Annotated in this window: 13 protein-coding genes and 1 tRNA gene; 8 read left to right on the top strand and 6 right to left on the bottom strand. The window is 58.8% G+C overall.

Translation table 11 applies throughout. The features are described from left to right. Positions 1 to 27: 27 nt before the first annotated feature. Positions 28 to 333, top strand: a complete 306-nt coding sequence (locus ACTWLJ_RS11955; protein WP_445180953.1) for a YkgJ family cysteine cluster protein — start codon at positions 28 to 30, stop codon at positions 331 to 333. Between the two features lie 124 nt (positions 334 to 457). Here the strand turns inward: ACTWLJ_RS11955 and ACTWLJ_RS11950 are convergent, their stop codons facing one another. The 6 genes from ACTWLJ_RS11950 to hemA form a co-directional block, all read right to left on the bottom strand. Further along, entirely contained in the window at positions 458 to 976 is a 519-nt protein-coding gene (locus tag ACTWLJ_RS11950) for an acyloxyacyl hydrolase (RefSeq protein WP_401218887.1), read from the bottom strand. A gap of 111 nt (positions 977 to 1,087) precedes the next feature. After that, positions 1,088 to 1,879 (bottom strand): glutamate racemase, encoded by a 792-nt coding sequence (murI, locus tag ACTWLJ_RS11945; RefSeq protein WP_445180952.1) that lies wholly within the window; start codon positions 1,877 to 1,879, stop codon positions 1,088 to 1,090. Next, positions 1,872 to 2,627, bottom strand: a complete 756-nt coding sequence (locus ACTWLJ_RS11940; protein ID WP_445180951.1) for a molybdopterin-synthase adenylyltransferase MoeB — start codon at positions 2,625 to 2,627, stop codon at positions 1,872 to 1,874. The genes murI and ACTWLJ_RS11940 overlap by 8 nt, the downstream gene beginning before the upstream one ends. Then, positions 2,621 to 3,451, bottom strand: a complete 831-nt coding sequence (gene prmC, locus ACTWLJ_RS11935) for a peptide chain release factor N(5)-glutamine methyltransferase (RefSeq protein WP_445180950.1) — start codon at positions 3,449 to 3,451, stop codon at positions 2,621 to 2,623. The genes ACTWLJ_RS11940 and prmC overlap by 7 nt, the downstream gene beginning before the upstream one ends. Next, positions 3,452 to 4,534, bottom strand: coding sequence for a peptide chain release factor 1 (gene prfA, locus ACTWLJ_RS11930; protein WP_401218877.1), 1,083 nt, complete (start codon positions 4,532 to 4,534; stop codon positions 3,452 to 3,454). Further along, positions 4,531 to 5,817: a glutamyl-tRNA reductase gene (gene hemA / locus ACTWLJ_RS11925; protein ID WP_445180949.1), complete on the bottom strand. Its 1,287-nt coding sequence runs from the start codon at positions 5,815 to 5,817 to the stop codon at positions 4,531 to 4,533. Before hemA ends, prfA begins: the two co-directional genes overlap by 4 nt. 182 nt (positions 5,818 to 5,999) lie before the next feature. Here hemA and ACTWLJ_RS11920 point away from each other — a divergent pair, with 182 nt between their 5' ends. From ACTWLJ_RS11920 to pth, 7 genes are all read left to right on the top strand, one after another. Next, positions 6,000 to 7,724 carry a tetratricopeptide repeat protein gene (locus tag ACTWLJ_RS11920; RefSeq protein WP_445180948.1) on the top strand — a complete coding sequence of 575 codons (1,725 nt, stop codon included), beginning with the start codon at positions 6,000 to 6,002 and terminating at the stop codon, positions 7,722 to 7,724. 3 nt (positions 7,725 to 7,727) lie between these two features. Next, positions 7,728 to 8,345 (top strand): lipoprotein insertase outer membrane protein LolB, encoded by a 618-nt coding sequence (gene lolB / locus ACTWLJ_RS11915; protein ID WP_401218870.1) that lies wholly within the window; start codon positions 7,728 to 7,730, stop codon positions 8,343 to 8,345. Between the two features lie 4 nt (positions 8,346 to 8,349). Further along, positions 8,350 to 9,201 (top strand): 4-(cytidine 5'-diphospho)-2-C-methyl-D-erythritol kinase, encoded by an 852-nt coding sequence (gene ispE / locus ACTWLJ_RS11910; RefSeq protein ID WP_445180947.1) that lies wholly within the window; start codon positions 8,350 to 8,352, stop codon positions 9,199 to 9,201. 36 nt (positions 9,202 to 9,237) lie between these two features. Then, positions 9,238 to 9,312 (top strand) — tRNA-Gln (locus tag ACTWLJ_RS11905). Between the two features lie 45 nt (positions 9,313 to 9,357). Then, positions 9,358 to 10,299, top strand: coding sequence for a ribose-phosphate pyrophosphokinase (locus tag ACTWLJ_RS11900; protein ID WP_003171603.1), 942 nt, complete (start codon positions 9,358 to 9,360; stop codon positions 10,297 to 10,299). A 141-nt stretch (positions 10,300 to 10,440) separates the two neighbouring features. Then, positions 10,441 to 11,043, top strand: a complete 603-nt coding sequence (locus ACTWLJ_RS11895; RefSeq protein WP_025109353.1) for a 50S ribosomal protein L25/general stress protein Ctc — start codon at positions 10,441 to 10,443, stop codon at positions 11,041 to 11,043. Between the two features lie 171 nt (positions 11,044 to 11,214). Beyond that, complete coding sequence (gene pth, locus ACTWLJ_RS11890; RefSeq protein WP_008079560.1) at positions 11,215 to 11,799, top strand: aminoacyl-tRNA hydrolase; 585 nt, start codon at positions 11,215 to 11,217, stop codon at positions 11,797 to 11,799. The last annotated feature ends 9 nt before the right edge of the window (positions 11,800 to 11,808 follow it).

Genomic DNA, 11,808 nt, shown 5'->3' with positions numbered 1-11,808 from the left:
GCCGGCCACTGCCTTACACTGCCGCCCATGAAGACCATTCCCCTCCAGCAAATCGCCGAACCTGCGGTCACCTGTTCGACCTGCGCAGCCTGCTGCTGTCAGCTCGAAGTGATGCTGATCACCGACACCGGCGTGCCTGATCGCTTTATCGATACCGATGACTGGGGCGGTGAAGTGATGCTGCGTCTGGACGACGGCTGGTGCGCGGCGCTGGATCGCGACAGCATGATGTGCACGATCTACGAAAAACGCCCGCTGATCTGCCGGGAATTCGAAATGGGCGCACCGGAGTGCATCGAAGAACGCCGTGGGATTACCACGGCGTATCGCTGATTCTGAAAACACTTTGTTCCCTGGGGGAGCCGGGCTTGCCCGCGATGGCGTCAGGTCAGTCAACATCAATGTTGAATGTCAGACCGCAATCGCGGGCAAGCCCGCTCCCACAGGGACGGTGTAGTTACAACGGCATCGTGTAATGCAGCGAGTAGCTTTCTACACCTTCGTTGTTGCTCGACATACCGGCATTGGAATAGTGCGTCGCTCGAATCCCCACCTCATGCCCGCCATTGAAACGCAGGCCGAAACCGATACGGTCTTCGAACTGGAAAGCCTGGCCAATCTTGTTGCCTTCATACTCGGTGTTGGAGAACACCGCCGCGCCGATCCCTGCTTCGACGTACGGTTTGACCGATTGCCCGGCAAACTCGTAAACCAGTACCGGCGAGAACGACAGGCTGTTGTTGCTCGAGCCCTTGTCGCCGTCCCAGTAGGTATAGGCGCCGCTCCAGTAACCGGTCAGGCGACCGACATCGCTTTGCAACCAGCTCTTGTCCCAGTCGAAGTTCATGCCCAGGCGGTAAGTCATCGTTGAATCGCTGGTCGCCCCGACCGCGAATTCCACGCCTGCTGCCTGCGCGGTAAAACTTTGCCCCATCAGTGCGGCCGCAATCGCGGCCAAGCAGAATAGTCGCTTCACTTGAAACATCCTTTTCCGAACGATCGTATGGTTTTTGGGTGGTGCTCAACGCTATAGAAGTCGGCGCTTGATCAGAAGTTCAGCTGATTTTTAAGTTATTTCACAGTTTTTTTACAAGCCGAAGTCTTGCACATCTCCAGCCGCTTGCCCCAGCAATGGCAGGATATTTTTGAAGTACTGAGGATCGGCACTGGTCCAGAATCTGACCGGCCGGTTCGGGCCTTCAGCGAGCAGATCGCGCTCAGCCAAAAGACGCTGCAATTGACGCGCCACGGCGGCACCGGTATCGATCAGACTGATGTCGTCGGGGATCATCGATCTGAGCATCGGCTTGAGAAAAGGATAGTGGGTGCAGCCAAGAATGATCGTGTCGCAACCGCTGGCCAGCAGTGGCTCAACATAGCCTTGCAGCAACTGACGCAACTCGGCGCTGTGCAGATCGCCGCTCTCAATCAGCTCGACCAGACCGGGGCATGGCTGGGTAATCACTCGCACATCAGTGGCAAAGCGATCGAGCAAAGCGGCGAACTTGGCGCTCTGCAAAGTGCCGGTAGTGGCAAGCACACCGACCACACCGCTGCGGGTCGCAGCAGCCGCCGGTTTGACCGCAGGCTCCATGCCGACAATCGGCCATTCGGGAAAGTCCCGCCGCAGATCGGCTACGCCGGCCACGGTGGCGGTGTTGCAGGCCAAGACCAGGGCCTTGGCGCCCTGCTCGCGAAAAAAACCGGCCATCACGCTGCAGCGCTGACGAATGAATTCCGGGGTTTTCTCGCCGTAGGGAACATGCCCACAGTCGGCGACGTACAGCAGCGACTCATTGGGCAGCAAACGCTGGATTTCTGCCAATACCGACAAGCCGCCGACACCGGAGTCGAACACGCCGATGGGCGCTTCACGCATGGTGCGAACCACAGACGCTGCAACCCGGGTCACGCTTGACCCGCAGCTCACGGAAACGCGAGCCCAAGGCATCGATCAGCAGCAAACGACCCACCAGTGGCTCACCGAAACCGACCAACACTTTCAACGCTTCCAACGCTTGCAGACTGCCGACCAGGCCCACCAGCGGCCCGACCACACCGGTTTCGCTGCAAGTGAGTTCGGCCTCGCTGCCGTGCCCGTATAAACAGTGATAGCAAGGGCTGTCGGCACGACGCGGGTCGAACACCGACAGCTGTCCTTCAAGACGAATCGCCGCGCCGCTGACCAGAGGTTTGCGTGCGGCCACGCAAGCGGCGTTGACCGCTTCACGGGTGGAGAAATTGTCCGAGCAGTCGAGCACCAGATCCACCGCTGCCACGGCGGCCGCGAGGGAATCTTCGTCGAGCGCCTGACGATGGGCGATCAGTTGAATCTCGGGGTTGATCGCACTCAGACGCTTGAGCGCCGAGTCGACCTTGCTCATGCCGACGCTGTCGGTGTCGTGGATGATCTGGCGTTGCAGGTTGGTCAGATCGACCGTGTCGAAATCCGCCAGATGCAGCTCACCAACGCCCGCCGCCGCCAGATACAAGGCCACCGGAGCACCGAGACCGCCGAGGCCAACGATCAATACCCGGCTGTCCTTGAGTCGCAACTGGCCGTCGATATCGATGTGTTGCAGCAGAATCTGCCGGCTGTAGCGCAGCAATTCCTGATCATTCAGCACGGCAGGCGCCCCAGGCTGATCCGTTGATGACCGCCCAGATCGGTGCGGCTGTGGACTTCCTCAAAGCCGCGAGTCAGCAGCAGATCGCGCACGGCCTCGGCTTGATCATAGCCGTGTTCGAGCATCAGCCAGCCACCGGCCTCCAGATGCTCCGGGGCCTGGTCGATGATCAGCCGCAGATCATCGAGCCCGTCGACACCGGCGACCAGCGCACTGGCGGGTTCGAAGCGCACGTCGCCTTCGACCAGATGCGGATCGGCAGCGGCAATGTAAGGTGGATTGCTGATAATCAAATCAAAGCGCTGGCCTGCCAGCGAGCTGAACCAATGACTGCTCAGCACCGTGGCGTTGTTCAGGTGCAGACGCTGACGATTGCGCTCGGCCAGGGCCACGGCTTCCAGCACACGATCCACCGCGGTGACTTTCCAGCCGCCACGCTCGCTGGCCAGGGCCAGGGCAATCGCCCCGCTGCCGGTGCCCAGATCGAGCACTTTGGCCGGGGTCGCCGGCAGTAATTCCAGCGCGGCTTCCACCAGCAATTCGGTGTCCGGGCGCGGGATCAGCGTGTGCGGCGCGACTTCCAGATCGAGCTTCCAGAATCCTTGCTGACCGAGAATGTAGGCCACCGGCTCACCGCCACGGCGGCGTTGCAGGTACTCGGAAAACAGCAGCGCGGATTCGCTCGGCACGATGCGCTCGGGCCAGGTGTGCAGAAAGCTGCGCGACTTGCCCAGCGCGGCGGCCAGCAGTAATTCGGCATCCAGACGCGCAGTAGGCGAGTCCGGCAGTTCGGCGGCGCGCAACAGGCTGGCAATGATGGTCATTTATTCACCTATCGCTGCGAGCTGGTCGGCCTGGTATTCGGCCAGCAAAGGCTCGATTACCGCGTCAACGCCACCGGCAAGAATATCGTCGAGGGAGTACAGGGTCAGGTTGACGCGATGGTCAGTGACTCGGCCCTGAGCAAAGTTGTAGGTGCGAATGCGCTCGGAGCGGTCACCGGAACCCACCAGCAACTTGCGCTCGCTGGCGATCGCGTTCGCGGCGGCGGCGGTTTGCTGATCGTTGAGCTTGGCCGCCAGCCAGGACATCGCCCGGGCGCGGTTCTTGTGCTGGGATCGTTCTTCCTGACACTCGACGACGGTGCCGGTCGGTATGTGCGTGATGCGGATCGCCGAGTCGGTGGTGTTGACGTGCTGACCACCGGCCCCGGAGGAACGGTAAGTGTCGACGCGCAAATCCGCCGGGTTGATCTCGATGGCTTCCCGCTCGTCCGGCTCGGGCAACACCGCTACGGTGCAGGCCGAGGTGTGGATGCGGCCCTGAGACTCGGTGGCGGGTACACGCTGTACGCGGTGCGCGCCAGATTCAAATTTCAGCTTGCCGTAAACGTTGTCGCCTTCAATGCGGGCGATGACTTCTTTATAGCCACCGTGTTCGCCTTCGTTTTCCGAAAGGATCTCCACACGCCAGCCACGTCGCTCGGCGTAGCGCGAGTACATGCGGAACAGATCGCCGGAGAAAATCGCCGCCTCGTCGCCACCGGTACCGGCGCGGATTTCGAGGAACACGTTGCGACCGTCGTTCGGGTCTTTGGGCAGCAGCATGCGTTGCAGATCGGCTTCGAGCGTGATCAGAAGCTCTTTGGTTTCGCGGACTTCTTCCACGGCCATTTCACGCATGTCCGGGTCGTTGTCCTTGAGCAGTGCCTGCGCGCCTTCAAGGTCGCTTTGTACGCTGAGCAGCTTTGTATAGGCTTGTACGACCGGCTCGAGTTCGGCGTATTCCTTGGAATAGGCGCGAAATTTGGTCTGATCGGAAATGACTTCGCCGTCGCCGAGCAACGCGGTCAGTTCCTCGAAACGGTCCTGGAGGATGTCCAGCTTATTGTGCAGTGACGCTTTCATTGCGGTTTTTTATCCGAAAAGCTATCCGGTGAGCCCTCTAGGGCAAAGAGTTCCTGGGCCATGGCCAGCGCATCGAGGCGGCCTTCGGCAGAAAGCTTTTTCAACTGCACGCTTGGCGCATGCAGGAGTTTATTGGTCAGGCCACGAGCGAGTTGCCCGAGCACATCTTCGGCGTTGCCGCCGTTGGCCAGCAGACGCAGGGCCTTTTGCAGCTCTTCGTCGCGCAGGCGTTCGCTCTGTTGACGATAGGCCTTTAGAACATCGACCGCTGCCAGTTCACGCAGGCGCACCATGAAGTCGTCGGCACCGAGGGAAACCATCTCTTCGGCAGCTTGTGCTGCGCCCTGGCGGCTCTTGAGGTTTTCCGCGACCACTTCGTGCAGATCGTCGACGCTGTAAAGGTAAACGTCGTCCAACTCGCCGACTTCCGGCTCGATATCCCGGGGAACGGCGATATCCACCATGAAAATCGGTTTGTGCCGACGCAGCTTCAGCGCGCTCTCGACCGCGCCTTTGCCAAGAATCGGCAACTGACTGGCGGTCGAACTGATGACGATATCGCTGCGCACCAGTTCTGCCGGGATGTCCGACAGCAACACGGCGTGGGCACCGAACTGCTCAGCGAGCAGACTGGCGCGTTCCAGCGTCCGGTTGGCAACGACGATGCGCTTGACCCCCAGCTCATGCAGATGACGGGCGACCAGCGTGATGGTCTCGCCAGCGCCGATCAACAAAGCCTGGCTGCGTTGCAGGTCGCTGAAAATCTGTTTGGCCAGGCTGACAGCAGCAAACGCCACCGAAACCGGGTTTTCACCGATAGCAGTGTCGGTACGCACCTGTTTCGCGGCATTGAACGTCGCCTGAAACAGTCGGCCGAGCAACGGGCCGATGGTGCCGGCTTCGCGGGCCACGGCGTAAGCCGATTTCATCTGACCGAGAATCTGCGGTTCGCCCAGCACCAGCGAGTCGAGCCCGGAGGCGACGCGCATCATGTGACGAACTGCCGCATCATCTTCATGCACATAAGCGCTGGCGCGCAGCTCTTCTATGCTCAATTTGTGATATTCGGCCAGCCAGCGCAGCACGGCATCGGCCGAAATGTGATCCTGCTCTATATAAAGCTCACTGCGATTGCAGGTGGAGAGGATCGCTGCTTCGCGGCTGTCGGTGAGCCGGCAGAGTTGCTGCAACGCCTCAACCAGCTGCTCAGGGGTAAAAGCCACGCGCTCGCGGACGTCTACTGAAGCAGTCTTGTGGTTGATACCGAGTGCGAGGAAGGCCATTCAAGGTCGCTGATAGTGACGTGAAGCCGGCAATTGTCCTACTTCGCCAGATTCAGAACAACTACCGCTGACTATTGTCCCAATTGTCAGCCCCTATAAAGGACACAATCGAGACTCGGTTATGTTTGGCCGAAGGCTTGTGTCATGATGATCCGACCGCAGGTTAGTCGTCCTCTTCCTATATGAATAGATCTTCCGCGTTGCTCCTTGCTTTTGTCTTCCTAAGCGGCTGCCAGGCCTTGGCCCCCGTTTCGCCGGACGGTACCCCACCGGTCGAAGACACCACGCCCGTGCCTGAAAAGCCCAAGGTTTACAGCTCGTTCAGCGAAGAAACGGTTTACAGCCTGTTGAGCGCCGAGCTCGCCGGCCAACGTAATCGTTTCGACATTGCGCTGGATAACTACGTGACCCAGGCCATCAATACCCAGGACCCGGGTGTCTCGGAGCGTGCGTTCCGCATCGCCGAGTACCTTGGCGCCGACCAGCCGGCTCTGGACACCGCGTTGATCTGGGCGAAAAACGCCCCGGACGATCTCGAAGCGCAACGCGCCGCCGCCGTGCAACTGGCTCGCGCCGGGCGTTACGACGACTCCATGGTCTATATGGAGAAAGTCCTGCAGGGCAAGGGCGACACGCATTTCGACTTCCTCGCGCTGTCGGCTGCCGACACCGATCAGGAAACCCGCAACGGCCTGATGAAAAGTTTTGACCGCCTGTTGCAGCGTCATCCAAAGAACAATCAGCTGATTTTCGGCAAGGCCTTGCTGATGCAACAGGACGGCGACTCGAAAGGTGCGCTGGCGTTGCTCGAAGACAACCCGCCTGAAGACGGCGAAATCGCCCCGATCCTGCTGCGCGCGCGTCTGCTGCAATCGCTGCAACGTGGCGACGAAGCCCTGCCACTGCTGCAAAAAAGCATCAAGAAGTATCCGGACGACAAGCGCCTGCGCCTGACGTACGCACGGATGCTGGTTGAACAGGACCGGATGGACGACGCCAAGGTCGAGTTCTCCACCCTCGTTCAGCAATACCCGGAAGACGACGAACTGCGTTACTCGCTGGCGCTAGTGTGCCTGGAAGCCAAGGCCTGGGACGAGGCCAAGGGTTATCTGGAAGACCTGATCGCCCGGGAGAGCCACGTCGATTCCGCGCACCTGAACCTGGGGCGCATCGCCGAAGAACGCAACGACCCGCAAGGCGCGCTGATCGAGTACGCCCAGGTCGGCCCCGGCAATGACTACCTGCCGGCACAATTGCGTCAGGCCGACATCCTGATGAACAACGGCAAGACCGCCGAGGCCCAGACCAAACTGGCCGCCGAGCGCGATGCGCAGCCGGATTACGCGATTCAGTTGTACCTGATCGAAGCGGAAACACTGTCCGCCAACAAGCAGGACGACAAAGCCTGGAAAACCCTGCAAACCGCTTTGCAGCAATATCCGGACGATCTGAATCTGCTCTACACCCGAGCGATGCAGGCCGAGAAACGCAATGATCTGGCGCAAATGGAAAAAGACCTGCGCCTGATCATCAAGCGCGATCCGGACAACGCCATGGCGCTCAACGCGCTCGGCTACACCTTGTCCGACCGCACCACCCGTTACGCAGAAGCCAAAGCGCTGATCGAACAGGCGCACCAGATCAATCCGGAAGACCCGGCGGTACTCGACAGCCTCGGCTGGGTGAATTTCCGCATGGGCAATCTGGATGACGCCGAGAAATATCTGCGTCAGGCACTGGAGCGTTTCCCTGATCACGAAGTCGCCGCACACCTCGGCGAAGTGCTGTGGATCAAGGGCAATCAACGCGAAGCCAAACAAATCTGGGGCAAGTTCCTCAAGGATCAGCCTGACAGCACCATCCTGCGCAGCACCATCAAGCGCCTGACCGGATCAGAGACTCTTTAACTCATGTTTTTGCGCCACGTAATTGTTTTCAGTTTCATCGCCCTGCTCGCCGGTTGCGCGGGCTTCGGCGCTCGCGAATCGGTCGAAGGCCACGGCAGCCCGGCTCAATGGGCCGCGCACAAACAACAGCTGACCAGCCTTGATGGCTGGCAGATCGACGGCAAGATCGGCATCCGCGCACCGAAAGATTCCGGCAGCGGCACCTTGTTCTGGCTGCAACGCCAGGACTATTACGACATTCGTCTGTCGGGCCCGCTGGGTCGCGGCGCGGCACGCCTGACCGGGCGTCCGGGCAAGGTTTCGCTGGAAGTGGCCAATCAGGGTCGCTACGAATCGCAATCCCCGGAAGCTTTGCTTGAAGAGCAAATGGGCTGGAAATTGCCGGTTTCGAACCTGGCCTGGTGGGTCCGTGGCCTGCCGGCACCAGAAAGCAAAAGCCGTCTGACGCTCGATGCCGACAGCCGTCTGGCCAACCTGGAACAGGATGGCTGGCAGGTCGAGTACCTCAGCTATGCCGAACAAAACGGCTATTGGCTGCCAGAACGGATCAAGTTGCACGGCACCGATCTGGACGTGACGCTGGTGATCAAGAACTGGCAACCGCGTAAATTGGGGCAGTAATCGCATGACCGCTCCACGTCTGACGCTGCCTTCACCCGCCAAACTCAACTTGATGCTGCATATTCTTGGGCGCCGTGAAGACGGCTATCACGAATTGCAGACGATTTTTCAGTTCGTCGATTACGGTGACGAAATCACTTTCGCCGTCCGCGACGATGGCGTGATTTGCCTGCACACCGAATTCGAAGGCGTGCCGCACGACAGCAATCTGATCGTGCGCGCCGCAAAAAAACTTCAGGAACAGGCCGGCAGCACATTCGGTATCGACATCTGGATCGACAAGGTTCTGCCCATGGGCGGCGGAATCGGTGGCGGCAGTTCGAATGCGGCGACCACCCTGCTCGGCCTCAACCATCTCTGGCAGCTGGGCTGGGATCTGGATCGACTGGCCACGCTGGGCCTTTCGCTGGGTGCCGACGTCCCGGTTTTCGTCCGTGGTCATGCGGCATTTGCCGAGGGCGTGGGCGAGAAACTCACCCCCGTGGAGCCGGAAGAACCGTGGTATCTGGTGCTCGTACCGCAAGTCTCTGTTAGTACGGCAGAAATTTTTTCCGATCCATTGTTGACACGTAACACGCCGCCCATTAAAGTGCGCCCCGTTCCCGAGGGAAACAGTCGAAATGACTGCTTGCCGGTGGTTGCAAGGCGTTATCCAGAAGTACGTAACGCATTGGATTTGTTAGGTAAATTTACCGAAGCAAAGCTCACCGGAACTGGAAGTTGTGTGTTTGGGGGCTTCCCAAGCAAAGCTGAAGCTGATAAAGTCTCGGCCCTTCTGACAGAGACCCTTACAGGGTTTGTAGCGAAAGGAAGCAACGTTTCGATGTTGCATCGCAAGCTGCAAAGTCTGCTCTAAAGGAATCGATTACTGGGTAATCGTTGCAACAGATACAGGGGCGTCGCCAAGCGGTAAGGCAGCAGGTTTTGATCCTGCCATGCGTTGGTTCGAATCCAGCCGCCCCTGCCATTTTCTATACTCATCCAGGTTACCCTCAGCCTCTAGGTACTGCGCGTGTCCAAGATGATGGTCTTTACGGGGAACGCTAACCCCGATCTAGCTCGGCGTGTCGTACGTCAGCTGCATATCCCTCTCGGTGACATTTCTGTCGGTAAATTCTCCGACGGCGAAATTACAGCCGAGATCAATGAAAACGTCCGCGGTAAAGATGTCTTCATTATTCAGCCGACTTGCGCTCCGACTAACGATAACCTGATGGAACTGGTAGTGATGGCTGATGCCTTCCGCCGCTCCTCGGCTACTCGTATTACTGCTGTTATTCCTTATTTTGGTTATGCCCGTCAGGATCGCCGTCCGCGTTCCGCACGTGTGGCTATCAGCGCGAAAGTCGTCGCTGACATGCTTACCGTAGTCGGCATCGACCGTGTTCTCACGGTTGATCTGCATGCTGACCAGATTCAGGGTTTCTTCGATATTCCGGTAGATAACATCTACGGCTCCCCGGTTCTGGTGGATGACATTGAAGATCAGCGCTTCGAAAACCTGATGATCGTATCCCCGGACATTGGTGGCGTCGTGCGTGCACGTGCTGTTGCCAAATCCCTGGGCGTGGATCTCGGGATCATCGACAAACGCCGTGAGAAAGCCAATCACTCTGAAGTGATGCATATCATCGGTGATGTCGAAGGGCGTACCTGTATTCTGGTCGATGACATGGTCGATACCGCCGGCACTCTGTGCCACGCGGCCAAGGCCCTGAAAGAGCATGGCGCAGCCAAGGTCTTTGCCTACTGCACACACCCTGTGCTGTCGGGTCGGGCCATCGAGAATATCGAAAATTCCGTGCTGGACGAGCTGGTGGTGACTAACACCATCCCGCTGTCCGCTGCAGCACAAGCCTGTGCGCGTATCCGTCAACTGGATATCGCACCGGTTGTTGCCGAAGCGGTTCGCCGCATCAGCAATGAAGAATCGATCAGCGCGATGTTCCGTTAAGGGCCCTGCCCTTCTCGAAATGTTTCGTTGACGAAAAGCGCCCCGCCCCGGCATTCATGTCGGGGCGGGGCTTTTTTGCCCATACCGAGTCAGGCGCTGGTCGCAAACGCCCCTCGGGAATGGCTATTTTGGAGATACAAAATGAACGATTTTACTCTGAATGCTGAAGTGCGTTCCGACCTGGGGAAAGGTGCGAGCCGCCGCCTGCGTCGTCTCGCCGCTCTGGTTCCAGCTGTTGTTTACGGTGGCGAAAAAGCCCCTGAATCCATCAGCATGCTGGCCAAAGAAGTTGCCAAACTGCTCGAAAACGAAGCGGCTTACAGCCACATCATCGAGCTGAACGTTGGCGGCACCAAGCAAAACGTAATCATCAAAGCTCTGCAGCGTCACCCGGCCAAAGGCCACGTGATGCACGCTGACTTCGTACGCGTTGTAGCTGGCCAGAAACTGACCGCTATCGTTCCTGTGCACTTCATCAACGAAGCTGCTCCAGTGAAGAAAGGCGGCGAGATTTCGCACGTTGTTGCTGAAATCGAAGTAACTTGCCTGCCGAAAGATCTGCCTGAGTTCATCGAAGTCGATCTGGCTAACGCTGAAATCGGTTCGATCATTCACCTGTCGGACCTCAAAGCTCCTAAAGGCGTTGAGTTCGTTGCTCTGGCACACGGCGATGACAAGGCTGTTGCCAACGTCCACGCTCCACGTGTTGCTCCAGAAGCTACCGAAGAAGGCGCAGCAGAGTAATTCACTCTGTGAAGCCGGAGTGAGCAAGTAACATCGCGGACTGGAACGTAGCGAGAAAGCGGGCGAGAACGCGGAGTTTACATCCATGGTAAATGAGCATTTTTCGTCCACTTTCGCCGCTTCTTCTTATCGCGGCGATGTTATCCACCACTCCAAGGAAGGGCCCCTATCGTGACCGCCATCAAACTGATCGTTGGCCTGGGTAATCCAGGCGCCGAATACGACCAGACCCGGCATAACGCAGGGGCCCTTTTTGTTGAGCGCATTGCCCACGCACAGAATGTGAATCTCGTGGCCGATCGCAAATATTTCGGCCTGACCGGGCGCTACTCGCATCAGGGTCAGGATGTTCGTCTGCTGATTCCCACCACCTACATGAACCGTAGCGGCCAGGCCGTCGCGGCACTTGCCGGTTTCTTCCGCATCAAGCCTGAAGAAATCCTGGTGGCACATGATGAACTCGATCTGCCTCCGGGCGTCGCCAAGCTCAAGCAGGGCGGCGGCCATGGCGGTCACAACGGGTTGCGCGACATCATTGCGCAACTGGGTAATCAGAATACTTTCTACCGTCTGCGGCTTGGCATCGGCCACCCGGGCGTCGCCAGTATGGTTTCAAATTTCGTCCTGGGTCGTGCGCCACGCGCCGAACAGGAAAAACTCGATGCCAGCATCGACTTTGCCCTCGGCGTGCTGCCGGATATCCTCGCCGGTGAATGGAACCGTGCGATGAAAAACCTGCACAGCCAGAAGGCCTGACTCTTATCC

The organism is Pseudomonas sp. McL0111 (assembly GCF_052567255.1).
The sequence above is the reverse complement of the archived record's forward strand: the minus strand, read 5'-3'. Positions and strand labels throughout refer to the sequence as shown.